The organism is Kluyvera sp. 1366 (genome assembly GCF_054823405.1).
Genome location: NZ_JBTRDW010000002.1, coordinates 348,484 through 363,522 on the forward strand (window position 1 = coordinate 348,484; position 15,039 = coordinate 363,522).

Consider the following 15,039-nt stretch of genomic DNA (forward strand, 5'->3'; position numbering starts at 1 on the left):
TAACGCCCGGCGTACCCCGTTTCCAGGTGATTTTTGCGTGTCTGAACGAAGACCCTAATCACCCTTCAGGGTTTACCACGGTAAAGTGCCGCCCGACTGTAGCGCCGGATCGGCCCATTACTCAATGTTTCTTTATGTAATAGTATTTCAACGCCAGCATGTCCTGCGGATCTTTGCCGGTAAAACCACCCACCCAGGGTTTTACCAACCGCACGCTAACGCGGTAATAGACCGGTACGATTGGCGAGTCTTTATCGAGTTGCGCTTCCGCCTGCTGATAAAGCGAGGCGCGCTTTGCTTCGTCTGCGCTGGTTAATGTTTGCTTCATCAACTGGTCAAACGCCGGGCTGTGGTAAAACGCGGTGTTATTGGACGAACCGCTCAACAGCATATTCAGGAAGGTAGAAGGTTCATTGTAATCCGCGCACCATGTGGCGCGCACCACGTCATACTGCGCCTGATGGCGCGTCTCCAGCAGCGTTTTCCACTCCTGGTTCTGCAATGTCACCACCGCCCCCAAATTTTTTTGCCACATCGAGGCCGCAGCAATCGCCTGTCGCTTGTTTTGTTCGGAGGTGTTGTACAGCAGCGTAAAACGCAGCGGGTTTTGCTGATTAAAGCCGGCATCGGCTAATAACTGTTTGGCGCTGGCATTACGCTCGGACTGCGTTTGTTGCGCCCAGGCCGGTGGGGAAAGCGTGATACCGTGGGTAAACGGCGGCGTCAATCCGTAGGCAGGAATCTGGCCCTGGCCCATGATCTTCTGCGCAATGATGTCGCGATCGAGGGTTAACTTTAGCGCGGCGCGTACGCGCGCGTCATCGAATGGCGCTTTTTTGTTATTAATTTCGTAATAGAAGGTGCACAGCAGTGGGCTAATTTTGACCTCATCGCCGAGATCCTGCTGTAACTTTTTGAACATTTCCGGCGGCACCACGCTGTTGGTCATATCGGTGCCACCGCTGCGATAGCGGTTGATATCGCTGTTCTCTGAGGAGAGCGGTAAAAATACGCCCTCTTCTATCACCGTGTGGGTATTATCCCAATACTGTGGATTGCGTTTCACCACGATTTTTTCATTTACCAACCACTCCGCGAGTGTAAAAGCGCCATTGCCAACATAGTGTTGCGGCTGTGTCCACTGCTCGCCCCACTGCTCTATCGCCGGACGATAGACCGGTTTCATCGCGCTGTGAGCCAGCATGGCAACAAAGTAGGGAACGGGTTCAGAAAGGGTGACTTGCAGATGACGATCGTCGAGGGCTTTAATGCCGAGTTCAGACGGTGCGGCTTTGCCAGACAGAATGGCGTCAACGTTCGCCACATGCGCAGCCTGTAAGTAGCTGGCGTAAGGCGAAGCAGTTTTAGGATCGGCCAGGCGCTGCCAGCTGTAGACGAAATCCTGAGCAGTAACAGCCTGGCCGTTACTCCAGCGCGCATCGTCACGCAGCGTGAAAATCCAGATGCGCCCTTCTTCGCTTTGCCATTGCTTAGCGACACCGGGGACGAGTTGACCGTTATTATCGGTTTCAACCAGGCCTTCCAGTAAATTACGCATGACATTGGATTCCGGCACGCCTTCTGCTTTCTGCGGATCAAGCGTTGCCACCTCACTGCCATTATTAATCACGATACGCTGTAATTCAGATAATTGCGTGCCCGCGGGAATTTGGGCTGCCTGGCTTGCTGCCAGTGCGCCTGTAAGGCAGAGGGCAAGCACTGAACGTACTGCCGTTTTCGCTACCATGCATTTCATCAACAAATATCAACCTTAATCATAAGCCTGATAGCCTGTAAGCAAGAAGCGTACACATTTGTCACTATCATATAAAAAATTTGTGATGTGCCGAAAATTATCAGAACAGATGCCCGCACGCCAAAGCTAAACTGCAAAAATGTTAGCAGATTCTCTTTTATCACGTTCGGGTGAGTAGGAAAAGTGTTAATTCTTTTATTGAATTATCGATTAACCAAATGATTTTAAAGTTATTTTTAGGATAACTGCATGTAATTTACTCGTTATTGTTCTTTCAATATGATTTTTACGAATTCGACTATAAAATTAGCCATTATCCGCATAAAGAGTCATCGATTAACTTATCAACTTTTCTCAAATGCTAATTTCAAAGATATGTGCAGAACAATTATCTGTGACGATTATCACAGTTTAGTGTGAGGTTTTACTCGGATGGGATGAGGATAGTAGTAAAAGTGATGCTGGACGTTTGCAGTTAAGGCTAATGAATAAATTAACCAAAATGGTGCAATAAAATGAAGATATGCACCATTTTGGATCGTGAAATCTCTTAAAAGAAAAAAATAACTTCGTTTAATTCAGCAAACCAGGAAAAATAGATTTCATACCTGTAACAATAAACTCGATGCCCAACGCCATTAACAACAAGCCCATAATACGGGTAATCACGTTAATCCCGGTTTGTCCAAGCACCCGCACCATCAACGGTGCTGCGCGGAACAGCAGCCAACAGCAAAAGGCGAAAATGGCAATCGCGATACTAAAACCAATTAAGTTCTGCCAGCTGTGATAACGCGTACTCCAGACAATGGTTGAACTAATTGCACCGGGACCAGCCATTAACGGTAACGCTAGCGGTACCACGCCAATGCTTTCGCGAATAGCGCTCTCTGACTTCTCCTGCTTGTTCTGCTTATCCTCACCCAGTTTTCCGCTGATCATCGACATCGCGATAGTGACCACCAGAATACCGCCAGCAATACGGAATGAATCTATCGAAATGCCAAACAGATGCAGGATGCCATCGCCAAGAAACAGTGACGTCCAGAGGATGATGGCCACAGCCAGGTTGGCGGTAAGATTGGTTTTATTTCGTTCAACCACCGCCTGATAGCTGGTCATGCTGATAAAGACCGGGATGATACCTACCGGATTTACCAGGGCAAACAAACCGACAAAAAACTTAATGTAGCCGGAAAGATCGAGTAGCACGGGATTCAAAGTGGGCTCCGGTAAAGTCTGAGTAGAAAAGCGCGCTTAATGTAGTGCATAAGCCGGGCGAAAAACCAGAGGTGGCGGCAGAAATTTATGCTATCCGTCTGGCTTTGAGCCAGTTTATTTAGCTGCTGTTAACCGTTGGTTATTGCGATGCAGCCGATGCGTGCAGAATATATGGCACATCGCGCTAACTTTACTTGCGAAAGTTAGTGCTGAAAGGTGTCAGCTTAGATCCGGATTGATCTGCATCAAAATTTACCTACCTCATCAGGGGTAATCTTACCCCGTCGAAACAACTTCCTGACGCTTAAGTATCTTGACCAGGAAACCCTTTTAGTAAGCAACGGCAAAACAGACGCCAACCTGCCCAATATATAAGCATAGCGTGACTATACTTCTGGATTCAGGCTTGTTTACTAAAAGAGTTTAACTTCCTTCAGGAGAGCACTATGGCCGTTACTAATGTTGCCGAACTTAATGCACTGGTTGAACGTGTAAAAAAGGCACAGCGTGAGTACGCTAATTTTAGTCAGGAACAAGTTGATGCAATCTTCCGCGCTGCCGCCCTCGCCGCTGCAGACGCACGCATTCCACTGGCCAAGCTGGCCGTTGCCGAATCAGGTATGGGTATTGTTGAAGATAAAGTCATCAAGAACCACTTTGCTTCTGAATACATCTATAACGCCTATAAAGATGAAAAAACCTGCGGTATTCTCGCCACTGATGACACCTTCGGCACGATTACTATTGCTGAACCGATTGGCCTGATCTGCGGCATCGTTCCTACCACAAACCCAACTTCTACGGCGATTTTCAAAGCACTGATCAGCCTGAAAACCCGTAACGGCATTATCTTCTCTCCGCATCCACGTGCGAAAGATGCTACTAACAAAGCCGCTGACATTGTGCTGCAGGCAGCGATTGCGGCGGGTGCGCCAAAAGATATCATCGGCTGGATCGACACCCCATCTGTCGAGCTTTCTAATCAGTTAATGCATCACCCTGATATCAACCTGATCCTTGCAACCGGCGGTCCGGGCATGGTCAAAGCCGCTTACAGTTCCGGTAAGCCCGCAATTGGTGTTGGTGCCGGTAACACGCCAGTCGTAATTGATGAAACAGCGGATATCAAACGCGCTGTCGCATCCATCCTGATGTCGAAGACCTTCGATAACGGTGTGATTTGTGCGTCTGAGCAATCCGTAATTGTGGTTGATTCGGCCTATGACGCGGTACGTGAGCGTTTTGCCAGCCACGGCGGCTATCTGTTGCAAGGTAAAGAGCTGAAAGCGATTCAGGATATCATTCTGAAGAATGGCGCGCTGAATGCGGCGATTGTCGGCCAGCCGGCGACTAAGATTGCCGAATTGGCGGGAATTAGCGTGCCGGCAACCACCAAGATTCTGATTGGTGAAGTGAAACTGGTTGATGAATCAGAGCCTTTCGCGCATGAAAAACTCTCTCCAACCTTAGCGATGTACCGGGCGAAGGATTACCACGACGCGGTCGATAAAGCTGAAAAACTGGTAACCATGGGCGGTATCGGCCACACCTCATGTCTGTATACCGATCAGGATAATCAGATTGAGCGTGTGCACTACTTCGGCGACAAAATGAAGACCGCGCGTATTCTGATTAACACGCCGGCGTCACAAGGCGGTATCGGTGACCTGTACAACTTCAAGTTGGCTCCATCACTGACGTTGGGCTGTGGTTCGTGGGGCGGTAACTCTATTTCTGAAAACGTAGGACCAAAACATCTCATCAACAAGAAAACCGTGGCCAAGCGAGCTGAGAATATGTTGTGGCATAAACTTCCGAAGTCTATTTACTTCCGTCGCGGCTCACTGCCGATTGCTCTGGAAGAAGTGGCAACTGATGGTGCCAAACGCGCCTTTATCGTTACCGACCGCTTCCTGTTCAATAATGGCTATGCCGATCAGGTGACTCGCGTACTGAAATCTCACGGTATTGAAACCGAAGTCTTCTTCGAAGTAGAAGCTGACCCAACGCTGAGCATCGTCCGTAAAGGTGCAGAGCAGATGAACAGCTTTAAACCTGATGTAATTATCGCACTCGGTGGTGGTTCACCGATGGATGCAGCAAAAATCATGTGGGTGATGTACGAACATCCTGAGACGCATTTCGAAGAGCTGGCACTGCGCTTTATGGACATCCGTAAACGCATCTATAAGTTCCCGAAAATGGGTGTTAAAGCGCGTATGGTTGCCATCACTACCACTTCCGGTACGGGTTCTGAAGTAACGCCGTTTGCCGTGGTAACGGACGATGCGACCGGCCAGAAATATCCATTAGCGGATTATGCGCTGACGCCAGATATGGCCATAGTTGATGCCAACCTGGTGATGGATATGCCGCGTTCACTTTGCGCCTTCGGTGGCCTCGATGCGGTAACGCACTCACTCGAAGCCTATGTCTCCGTATTAGCGAATGAGTATTCTGATGGCCAGGCCTTGCAAGCACTGAAACTGCTGAAAGAGAACCTGCCAGCCAGTTATCGCGATGGCGCAAAAAATCCGGTAGCACGTGAACGCGTTCACAATGCGGCAACTATCGCGGGGATTGCGTTCGCAAACGCCTTCCTGGGTGTGTGTCACTCAATGGCGCATAAACTGGGCTCGGAGTTCCACATTCCACACGGTCTGGCAAACGCCCTGCTGATTTCAAACGTCATTCGCTATAACGCCAATGACAACCCGACTAAGCAAACGGCTTTCAGCCAGTACGACCGCCCACAAGCACGTCGTCGTTATGCTGAGATTGCTGACCATCTGGGACTCTCCGCCGCTGGCGACCGCACCGCGCAGAAAATTGAAAAACTGCTCGCCTGGCTTGAAGAGATGAAAACGCAGTTGGGCATCCCAACCTCAATCCGCGAAGCGGGCGTGCAGGAAGCTGATTTCCTCGCGAAAGTGGACAAACTGGCTGAGGATGCATTCGATGACCAATGTACCGGTGCGAACCCACGCTATCCGCTGATTGCTGAGTTAAAACAAATCATGCTGGATACCTTCTACGGTCGTGAATTCTCGGAGTCATTGAGTGAGAATGCTCAAGAAGTTAAAGCCGAAGTGAAAATTGACAAGAAAACGAAAAAAGCCTAAACCGCTTTAAACAAAAAACCCGCTACGGCGGGTTTTTTTATGGCTTGCTGATGAGTTAAACCTGCGGCGATTTTGAGCCATATATCGCCTGAAGTGAACCCTCATCGATTGCCTGCTTATAGTGTTTACGACAGACCGATATATAACGCTCATTGCCACCAATCACCACCTGCTCACCTTCGCTGAAAGGTTTACCCTTAGCATCAAGACGAAGCACCATGCTGGCTTTTCTGCCACAGTGGCAGATGGTTTTAAGCTCAACCAGCTTATCCGCCCATGCCAGTAAATATTGGCTGCCAACAAACAGCTCTCCACGAAAATCTGTGCGCAGGCCATAGCAAAGCACCGGAATATCCAGACTGTCGACAACATCAGATAATGCTTTGACCTGTTCGCGCGTAAGGAACTGGCTTTCATCGACCAACACGCAATGCACGGGTTGCTTCGCATGCTCTGCAGCTATTTCCTCATCGAGCTTTGTCTCATCGTTATATAAAAATGCAGGAGACGAAAGCCCGATACGTGAACTGACTTTGCCTGCACCAAAGCGGTTGTCGATCTCGGCGGTATAAACCAACGATCGCATACCACGTTCATGATAATTATAAGAAGACTGTAGCAAAGCCGTTGATTTACCCGCATTCATCGCAGAGTAATAAAAATAAAGTTGAGCCATTAGAAAATCTCATCGCAGCCTATATCTGTTGCGGCGCAGTTTACCATAAACCTGTATAGCTGTAGCGATGCATTATTTTCATCATCTGCTCAAAATAACATCACCATTAAGATGGATATCACAGTCACTATAGAAAGAAAGCACGTTTTGACAAAATAACGATTACGCCGATATTTTATTCATTTAAATTAAAGCCGAAGCGTCAGGTTCAGCGTTCAGTCTGGTCAGCAAGTTAGAAAAGATTACCAAATAAGTAAATATATTCTGAAGAGCGTTATCAATCTGCCCTTCTTTTTTATTTTTACGTTTTGCTTTTAAATCTGGCTATTGCAGTTATTTTTTTGCACCATTATTATGAGTCGGCAGAACAACTCCCATTTATTATATTTTGAGATTAGGACAATGAGCGAAGCACTTAAAATTCTTAATAATATCCGTACATTGCGCGCACAAGCTCGGGAATGCTCTCTGGAAACATTGGAAGAGATGCTAGAAAAACTCGAAGTTGTGGTCAATGAGCGTCGTGAAGATGATACTCATGCACAAGCGGAAAATGCAGAACGCACACGCAAACTCGAACAATACCGCGAGATGCTAATTGCCGATGGTATTGACCCAAATGATCTGTTACAGGCATTATCTGAAACGAAAGTTCCGGGCAAAGCTAAGCGCGCTGCGCGTCCAGCTAAATATTCTTACGTTGATGAAAACGGTGAAAACCGTACCTGGACTGGCCAGGGCCGCACTCCTGCTGTGATTAAAAAAGCAATTGAAGAACAAGGTAAACAACTGGACGATTTCCTACTGTAATCATTCCAGCGCTCAGCATTGTAATTAGTTCATCGCTAATTCACTTTGACCAGGTAAGAAAAAGGAAGCCAATGGCTTCCTTTTTTCATGCTTAATTATTGTTGATAGAAGCGGCGATACCAATCAACAAAATGCTGCACACCTTGCTCTACGCTAGTTTGAGGACGGAAATTGATCGCGTCGTACAAAGGTTGCGTGTCAGCGCTGGTGCCCAGTACGTCGCCAGGTTGCATGGGCAGCATATTTTTTTTCGCTTCAATGCCCAATGCTTTTTCCAGCGACTCAATATACGTCATTAAGCTGGTCGGCTGGCTATTACCAATGTTGTAAACGCGGTAAGGAGCCGAGCTGCTGGCGGGAGAACCTGCTTCCACCGTCCACTTTTCATCCGGTTGAGGAATCACGTCCTGCAAGCGCACGATTGCTTCAGCAATATCATCGATATACGTAAAGTCACGCGTCATTTGTCCGTTGTTATAGACGTCAATTTGCTCACCCGCTAACATCGCGCGTGTAAATTTGAACAATGCCATATCCGGACGGCCCCATGGGCCATACACGGTGAAGAAACGTAATCCCGTAGTGGGCAATTGATAAAGGTGTGAATAGGTATGCGACATCAATTCGTTGGCTTTTTTTGTGGCCGCATAAAGTGAAACCGGATGGTCAACGGAATCGTCCGTTGAAAAAGGCATTTTGCGATTCAGGCCATAAACTGAACTGGATGAGGCATACAAAAGGTGGCCGATTTTATGATGACGGCAACCTTCAAGAATATTGAGGTGGCCGATTAGATTTGCTTCGGCATAAGCATGGGGATTTTCGATTGAATAACGCACGCCGGCTTGAGCGCCCAAATGAATAACGCGTTCAAACGCATGCTCAGCGAATAAAGAGGAAATGGCCTGGCGATCCGCCAGGTCCATTTTTACGAAAATAAAATCAGGATGTTGGGTGTTCTGGTCTAAACGAGCCTGTTTAAGGCTGACATCATAATAGTCATTCAGGTTATCGATACCGACAACCTGGTGACCAGCGGCCAGCAAACGCTGACTGACGTGAAATCCAATAAAACCTGCCGCGCCGGTGACCAGAAACTTCATACATCCCTCATTATTCTATGATTTTAATTGACGCTCCGCGGCCGATTGCATAGTACGTGAAACCGCGCTTGCTGATACGCTCAGGATCATACAGGTTACGACCATCAAAAATCACGGGTTCTTTTAACGCACTTTTGATGACGTCAAAGTCTGGCGCACGGAAGTTTTGCCACTCAGTACAGATCACTAAGCCATCCGCACCCTGCAGCGCTGCTTCCTTGGTACCCATCAACTTCAGATCGTTACGATGGCCGTAAATGCGTTGCGCTTCGTCCATCGCTTCTGGGTCGAACGCCTGAACCGTTGCCCCTGCTTCCCACAGCGTCTCCATCAGCACGCGGCTGGAGGCTTCACGCATATCGTCAGTGTTCGGTTTGAACGCCAGTCCCCACAGAGCAAAGGTTTTGCCGCGCAGATCGTCGCCAAAATGGCGTTTGATAAAGGTTGGCAGCTTGTTCTTCTGTGAATCGTTGACGTCTTCAACCGCCTGCAGTAGACGCGGAGTGTAACCAATTGACTCAGCAGTGCGAATCAGCGCCTGCACGTCTTTCGGGAAACAAGAACCGCCATAGCCGCAGCCTGGATAGATGAAGTGATAACCAATACGTGAATCTGAACCAATACCCTGGCGAACTTTCTCGACGTCGGCTCCCAGACGTTCTGCCAGGTTAGAGATCTCGTTCATGAAGCTGATTTTGGTTGCCAGCATGCAGTTAGCCGCATATTTGGTCAGCTCTGCACTGCGGATATCCATCAAAATCATACGATCATGATTACGGTTGAACGGCTCGTACAGCTCGCGTAACAGCTCAACCACTTCATCATTATCGGTACCGACAACGATACGTTCAGGACGCATGCAGTCATTGACTGCCGCACCTTCTTTGAGGAATTCCGGGTTTGAAACCACGTCAAAGGCGATGTTTGCATCACGCTTTTGCAGGGTTTCCGTCATTACCGCTCGCACGCGATCTGCGGTACCCACTGGTACAGTAGATTTGTCGATAACAACTTTGTGATCGTTCATGTGCTGCGCAATCGTGCGCGCAACGGCAGTCACATACTTCAGATCGGCAGAACCGTCTTCATCCGGTGGCGTACCCACGGCGATAAACTGCATCACGCCATGATTAACGCCTTCTTCCGCATTCGTACTGAACTTCAGGCGACCCGACTCGTAATTAGACATAACAAGCGGCGTCAGGCCTGGTTCAAAGATCGGAATATTGCCTTTCTTTAAGTTTTCGACTTTCTTTTCGTCGACATCAATGCAGAGAACGTCATGTCCGACTTCGGCCAACACCGCAGCCTGAACCAGACCGACATAGCCGATACCAAATACAGTGACTTTCATTGAATTATCCTGTGTTTATTGAGTTACTTTTTGTTGCCTACCGCGCCTTCAAGCCACTGGGTGAAATCTTTACCCAGCACTGGATGGCGAACGCCGTACTCAACAAACGCTTGCATGTAACCCAGTTTGTTACCGCAGTCATGGCTGACACCGTTCAGGTGATAAGCTTCAACGGTCTCTTTTTCCATCAGCATCGCAATGGAGTCAGTCAGCTGAACTTCGCCACCTGCACCTGGAGGCGTTTTCGCCAGCAGCGGCCAGATTTCAGCAGACAACACGTAACGTCCCACAACGGCCAGGTTTGATGGGGCTTCTGAAGCTTTAGGCTTCTCAACCACGCCAACCATTGGCGCGCTCTGACCTGCAGAGAGTTCAGCACCCTGGCAATCAACTACACCGTAAGCGGTTACATCAGCAACCGGCTCGACCATGATCTGGCTGCGGCCGCTCTCTTCGTAACGAGCCAGCATCTCTGCCAGGTTGTCTTTGGTTGGATCAGATTCGTATTCGTCGATGATTACGTCTGGCAGGATTACAGCGAATGGCTCATCACCAATCAGCGGATGTGCGCACATTACTGCGTGGCCCAGACCTTTCGCGATACCCTGGCGAACCTGCATGATGGTGACGTGTGGAGGGCAGATTGACTGGATTTCGTCCAGCAGCTGACGCTTAACACGTTTTTCCAGCATAGATTCCAGCTCAAAACTGGTATCAAAGTGGTTTTCGATGGCGTTTTTAGAAGAGTGCGTAACCAGCACAATCTCGTTAATGCCTGCTGCAATGCACTCATTTACGACATACTGGATCAACGGCTTATCGACCAACGGTAACATCTCTTTTGGAATAGCTTTGGTCGCAGGCAGCATACGCGTGCCGAGGCCTGCAACTGGGATTACCGCTTTTTTAACTTTAGTCTTATAGGCAGACATCAAAAATACCTCTCTTAATAGGCCGTTCAAGTTAATACTTGATATGTCGGTTTAAAAACGAAATGAGTATATCAGTTACTATCAGGTGGAATTATCCTGGAAGAAGTTAATCCACGGAATTTAGGACTATTACCCAAGTGTAAAGCTTGCTCCTGGTCCTGTCTTTAACCCACGGAAAAATTAAATCTAACCGGTTATTCTTCGGCTGAAAGCATCAAACGTAACCTGCCTCCGGCGCCCCAAATATGACACTGCCAGGCGTCGGCACGTTGGCTGATTTGATTAAGATGAGTGCTGCCCATAGTACCAAGCGGCACACCATTACTGAGTTGGATTTGATGAGTATTGACATGCAACGTCGCGTTAAGCCCTGCTGAAACCAGGATCAGGTTTTTTAACTGGCGATGATAATAGCCCACCAGCAACGGGAACTGCCCGCTTAGATTCGCCTGCCTTAACAGCATGTTGACCTGACGCAGCAGCCCATTCAACTCAGGCAGTCGCTGCTTCTGGCCGGAGAGCTGCTCCTGCAGCAAACCATTAAACAGTGCGCGCAGTAACAGCGCGGCTAACACGCCATTATCGCCAGCGCGCGTTACATCAAGGCAATAGAATGCCAAATCGTTATCTGATAGCGCCGCGATATCCAGTACTAAGCCCGGCTGTTCCGCCATGGTGAGCTGACGGTAATTGATACGACAATTGGCAATGGTTTGCTGCACCGGCGGCTGGAGCTGTTTGAGTAATTTAGATGCCGCCAGCGGATCGCTGACCAGCGCATCCCAATCCTGAAACAGTTGTTCATCCTCCTCGACTTTGGAGGTAAACATTGATGGATAGAGACACTCAAACACCGCTTCACGGAAACGTTCCATATTTTTGAGCGGTTTTAGCAATACGTCCTGCACGCCCAAACGCAACACATGCGCGATGTCCGCCATATTTTGTGTGGCGGAGATAATCAGAATGGGCACATTGTTGCCGCGCGTGCGAAGACGCTCAACGAACGGGATACCGCCCATACGCGGCATTTCAAGGTCGCAAATAACCAGATCCACTGACTGCGCCGACAACAAGGTTAAGCCATCAACACCATCACCTGCCTCAAGCGTTGTTGCACCTAAGCTGGTTAATAAATTGTCTATCAATGAACGGAAAACGACCTCATCTTCGACAATGAGTATCTTTTTGCCGATTAGCGGTTTTTCCATTCTCTCCCCCTGCGTACCAGATAATTCAATAGTGGTTCATAAAATGCCGTTGCGCCTTTCAGAATTGGCTGAAGTCGCAACACCTGTGAATGAACAACCTGACTATCTGCCACGGACCAGCGGTAATAGTTCATCCATTTTTTTCTCAACGGCGGCCTTGCCAGCCGCAATGGCTTCTTCTGCACGATGGAAGTCCAGTGTGGAAATTTGTGGACAAAACGGCTGAATCAGCACATCCGGCGGATCGCCCGCCATGCGGTTACGTTTCAGGCGATTTTCCAGAACCTGGATTGATGTCGACATAATCTCCATCGCACCCGGCGTTTGATTAGCACGGCGATGCGTCAGGCCAATCAGGCGTTGACGCAGTTTCTTTCCCCAGCTCAGCGCTTCTACTGCCGCCGCTTCTTCACCGCTCTGCGGCGTAACTGACAATAAATCCTGTTGCATCAGATGTGCGTCATGCTGTAAATCCACGGCGATAACGATGTCAGCACCCAATGCGCGGGTTAATGAGATCGGCACGGGATTCACCACCGCGCCATCCACCAACCAGTATCCATTGTAAGCAATGGGTGGCAATAAGCCTGGCATACTACAGGACGCACGCACAGCTTGATGCAAATCGCCTTCGGTCAACCACACTTCTCGTCCGGTACTGAGATTGGTCGCGACGACGCCAAATGGCTTATCGCACTCATCGATGAGGTCGTTGGGAATCAGCTGGCGGATGTGGCTAAACACCCGGTCGCCGCGCAATAAACCACCGCGCTGCCACGACAGGTCCATTAATCGAATGACATCCCAATAACGGAATGCACTCACCCACTTCTCCATCACGCCCAGCCGTCCATTCACGTAAGCCGAACCGACCAACGCGCCAACAGAACATCCAGCCACCACATCGATTTCAATCCCTGCGCGTTCCAGCGCATTGATCACGCCGATGTGCGACCAACCTTTGGCAGCACCTGAACCCAGTGCCAGCCCAATCCTGACCTTTCTCATCTCACCTCATGATTGGCATGGTACGTAGCATCACGCCTGACAGTCGGCTACCATAGCGCACGCTTAAATTTACTTTAATCACTTCCAGGAGATGACGTGTCTGAAAAGTGCCCTTGCTGCAGCGGAAAGGAGTATAGCGTATGTTGCCAACCCTTTCTGAATGGCCAAGCGAACCCGTCCAGCGCGGAACAATTAATGCGCTCACGTTACACCGCCTACGTCGTGAAAGATGCCGCGTGGTTGGCGAAAACCTGGCACTCCAGTAAACGCGTGGCCGACCTTGAGACGTTATTATCCGAAAGTTTTGCCGGTACTGAATGGCTGGGCTTGAATGTAACTCGTTGTAATCATGGAAGCCATGAGAATGAAGCCTTCGTGACGTTTTTTGCGCGTTACCTCGAAAAAGGCCGGACTTCAGCCATCTATGAATGTTCGCGCTTTCTTCGCGAGGATCAACGCTGGTACTATGTCGACGGAACAACGCCTGAGTTGGGACGTAACGATCGCTGTCCTTGTGGCGCCGATAAAAAATACAAAAAATGTTGTGGGTAATCTGGACAGATACACAACGGCTTTACCATTCATCGCTTTGACAGGACTCTGATCGAGATGCAAGCGCAAACCATCCAACGAAAAGTTTTACGAACCATTTGCCCTGATGCGAAAGGTTTGATCGCCAAGATCACCAACATTTGCTATAAGCACGAACTCAATATTGTGCAGAACAATGAGTTTGTCGATCACCGCACCGGACGCTTTTTCATGCGCACCGAGCTGGAAGGCATTTTCAACGACAACACCTTGCTGGCCGATCTCGATAGCGCGCTGCCCGTCGGTTCAGTGCGTGAACTGCAAAGTGCCGGTCGTCGCCGTGTCGTGATTCTGGTGACCAAAGAGGCGCATTGCCTGGGCGATCTGCTAATGAAAAGCGCGTTTGGCGGTCTGGATATGGAGATTGCTGCAGTCATCGGTAACCACGAAACGCTGCGCTCACTGGTTGAACGTTTCGATATTCCGTTTGTGATGGTGAGCCACGAAGGCCACACGCGTGAAGAGCACGACAACCGCATGGCGGATGAAATTGACCGTTATCAGCCTGATTATGTGGTGCTGGCAAAATATATGCGCGTGTTGACGCCCGCCTTTGTGCAACGTTATCCAAACCAGATCATCAATATTCACCACTCATTCTTGCCGGCGTTCATTGGCGCGCGTCCGTATCATCAGGCTTATGAGCGTGGCGTGAAAATCATCGGCGCCACCGCGCACTACGTGAACGATAACCTCGATGAAGGTCCAATTATCATGCAGGACGTGATCAACGTCGATCATAGCTACACCGCAGAAGAGATGATGCGTGCAGGACGAGACGTTGAGAAGAATGTGTTGAGCCGCGCGCTGTATAAAGTGTTAGGCCAGCGCGTGTTCGTTTACGGCAACCGCACGATCATTCTTTAACCACTTTGGCGCTGAACTGCACAACTCTTCAGCGCCACGCATAAAAAGTGGGCAAACAGTTTTTATTTTCAGTGACGGCGCTTTACAGACTGAGCGCATTTGTTATGATGCGCCCCGCTTTAAGACGCAATGATTCAGGCCAGTGGTGGGATTCCCGAGCGGCCAAAGGGAGCAGACTGTAAATCTGCCGTCACAGACTTCGAAGGTTCGAATCCTTCTCCCACCACCATCTGAATCGTCTCTGCCTGAAGCCACAATATGTCATATCCCCGGTGGGATTCCCGAGCGGCCAAAGGGAGCAGACTGTAAATCTGCCGTCACAGACTTCGAAGGTTCGAATCCTTCTCCCACCACCATTAATACCATTCTCCTGTTTTTCCCACTTGTT

At 49.1% G+C, this 15,039-nt stretch carries 12 protein-coding genes and 2 tRNA genes; 6 read left to right on the top strand and 8 right to left on the bottom strand.

Features of this window, described 5'->3' with window-relative positions; translation table 11 throughout:
• Nucleotides 1-121 precede the first annotated feature (121 nt).
• Both ACVLVH_RS05125 and ACVLVH_RS05130 read right to left on the bottom strand, forming a co-directional pair.
• Entirely contained in the window at nucleotides 122-1,756 is a 1,635-nt protein-coding gene (locus ACVLVH_RS05125; protein ID WP_192411712.1) for an ABC transporter substrate-binding protein, read from the bottom strand.
• Between the two features lie 573 nt (nucleotides 1,757-2,329).
• Nucleotides 2,330-2,977: a YchE family NAAT transporter gene (locus tag ACVLVH_RS05130; RefSeq protein ID WP_008106584.1), complete on the bottom strand. Its 648-nt coding sequence runs from the start codon at nucleotides 2,975-2,977 to the stop codon at nucleotides 2,330-2,332.
• Between the two features lie 446 nt (nucleotides 2,978-3,423).
• Here ACVLVH_RS05130 and adhE point away from each other — a divergent pair, with 446 nt between their 5' ends.
• Complete coding sequence (gene adhE / locus ACVLVH_RS05135; RefSeq protein WP_101764245.1) at nucleotides 3,424-6,099, top strand: bifunctional acetaldehyde-CoA/alcohol dehydrogenase; 2,676 nt, start codon at nucleotides 3,424-3,426, stop codon at nucleotides 6,097-6,099.
• A 55-nt stretch (nucleotides 6,100-6,154) separates the two neighbouring features.
• On the opposite strand, the gene tdk is transcribed toward adhE, so the two are convergent.
• Nucleotides 6,155-6,775, bottom strand: a complete 621-nt coding sequence (gene tdk, locus ACVLVH_RS05140) for a thymidine kinase (RefSeq protein WP_192411711.1) — start codon at nucleotides 6,773-6,775, stop codon at nucleotides 6,155-6,157.
• A 402-nt stretch (nucleotides 6,776-7,177) separates the two neighbouring features.
• Between tdk and hns the strand changes: the two genes are divergently transcribed.
• Complete coding sequence (hns, locus tag ACVLVH_RS05145; RefSeq protein ID WP_101764243.1) at nucleotides 7,178-7,585, top strand: histone-like nucleoid-structuring protein H-NS; 408 nt, start codon at nucleotides 7,178-7,180, stop codon at nucleotides 7,583-7,585.
• Between the two features lie 95 nt (nucleotides 7,586-7,680).
• Here the strand turns inward: hns and ACVLVH_RS05150 are convergent, their stop codons facing one another.
• From ACVLVH_RS05150 to rssA, 5 genes are all read right to left on the bottom strand, one after another.
• Nucleotides 7,681-8,688: an NAD-dependent epimerase gene (locus ACVLVH_RS05150; protein WP_101764242.1), complete on the bottom strand. Its 1,008-nt coding sequence runs from the start codon at nucleotides 8,686-8,688 to the stop codon at nucleotides 7,681-7,683.
• 10 nt (nucleotides 8,689-8,698) lie between these two features.
• Nucleotides 8,699-10,042: a UDP-glucose dehydrogenase family protein gene (locus ACVLVH_RS05155; RefSeq protein ID WP_192234033.1), complete on the bottom strand. Its 1,344-nt coding sequence runs from the start codon at nucleotides 10,040-10,042 to the stop codon at nucleotides 8,699-8,701.
• A 23-nt stretch (nucleotides 10,043-10,065) separates the two neighbouring features.
• Nucleotides 10,066-10,974: a UTP--glucose-1-phosphate uridylyltransferase GalU gene (gene galU / locus ACVLVH_RS05160; protein WP_101764240.1), complete on the bottom strand. Its 909-nt coding sequence runs from the start codon at nucleotides 10,972-10,974 to the stop codon at nucleotides 10,066-10,068.
• A 194-nt stretch (nucleotides 10,975-11,168) separates the two neighbouring features.
• Nucleotides 11,169-12,185 (bottom strand): two-component system response regulator RssB, encoded by a 1,017-nt coding sequence (gene rssB, locus ACVLVH_RS05165; protein ID WP_101764239.1) that lies wholly within the window; start codon nucleotides 12,183-12,185, stop codon nucleotides 11,169-11,171.
• A 102-nt stretch (nucleotides 12,186-12,287) separates the two neighbouring features.
• The gene (rssA, locus tag ACVLVH_RS05170; protein WP_101764238.1) at nucleotides 12,288-13,193 is read right to left on the bottom strand and encodes a patatin-like phospholipase RssA; all 906 of its coding nucleotides are present in this window, start codon (nucleotides 13,191-13,193) and stop codon (nucleotides 12,288-12,290) included.
• 96 nt (nucleotides 13,194-13,289) lie between these two features.
• Here rssA and ACVLVH_RS05175 point away from each other — a divergent pair, with 96 nt between their 5' ends.
• From ACVLVH_RS05175 to ACVLVH_RS05190, 4 genes are all read left to right on the top strand, one after another.
• Nucleotides 13,290-13,745 (top strand): YchJ family metal-binding protein, encoded by a 456-nt coding sequence (locus ACVLVH_RS05175; protein ID WP_101764237.1) that lies wholly within the window; start codon nucleotides 13,290-13,292, stop codon nucleotides 13,743-13,745.
• Nucleotides 13,746-13,802: 57 nt separating this feature from the next.
• The gene (gene purU / locus ACVLVH_RS05180; protein WP_101764236.1) at nucleotides 13,803-14,651 is read left to right on the top strand and encodes a formyltetrahydrofolate deformylase; all 849 of its coding nucleotides are present in this window, start codon (nucleotides 13,803-13,805) and stop codon (nucleotides 14,649-14,651) included.
• A 144-nt stretch (nucleotides 14,652-14,795) separates the two neighbouring features.
• A tRNA-Tyr gene (locus ACVLVH_RS05185) sits at nucleotides 14,796-14,880 on the top strand.
• A 42-nt stretch (nucleotides 14,881-14,922) separates the two neighbouring features.
• Nucleotides 14,923-15,007: transfer RNA gene (locus tag ACVLVH_RS05190), tRNA-Tyr, on the top strand.
• The last annotated feature ends 32 nt before the right edge of the window (nucleotides 15,008-15,039 follow it).

What these genes read in the sequence shown, in the direction of transcription:
- ACVLVH_RS05125 (WP_192411712.1), bottom strand. Translation starts at nt 1,756, where the DNA reads ATGAAATGCATGGTAGCGAAAACGGCAGTACGTTCAGTGCTTGCCCTC.
- adhE (WP_101764245.1), top strand. Translation starts at nt 3,424, where the DNA reads ATGGCCGTTACTAATGTTGCCGAACTTAATGCACTGGTTGAACGTGTA.
- tdk (WP_192411711.1), bottom strand. Translation starts at nt 6,775, where the DNA reads ATGGCTCAACTTTATTTTTATTACTCTGCGATGAATGCGGGTAAATCA.
- hns (WP_101764243.1), top strand. Translation starts at nt 7,178, where the DNA reads ATGAGCGAAGCACTTAAAATTCTTAATAATATCCGTACATTGCGCGCA.
- ACVLVH_RS05150 (WP_101764242.1), bottom strand. Translation starts at nt 8,688, where the DNA reads ATGAAGTTTCTGGTCACCGGCGCGGCAGGTTTTATTGGATTTCACGTC.
- ACVLVH_RS05155 (WP_192234033.1), bottom strand. Translation starts at nt 10,042, where the DNA reads ATGAAAGTCACTGTATTTGGTATCGGCTATGTCGGTCTGGTTCAGGCT.
- galU (WP_101764240.1), bottom strand. Translation starts at nt 10,974, where the DNA reads ATGTCTGCCTATAAGACTAAAGTTAAAAAAGCGGTAATCCCAGTTGCA.
- rssB (WP_101764239.1), bottom strand. Translation starts at nt 12,185, where the DNA reads ATGGAAAAACCGCTAATCGGCAAAAAGATACTCATTGTCGAAGATGAG.
- rssA (WP_101764238.1), bottom strand. Translation starts at nt 13,193, where the DNA reads ATGAGAAAGGTCAGGATTGGGCTGGCACTGGGTTCAGGTGCTGCCAAA.
- purU (WP_101764236.1), top strand. Translation starts at nt 13,803, where the DNA reads ATGCAAGCGCAAACCATCCAACGAAAAGTTTTACGAACCATTTGCCCT.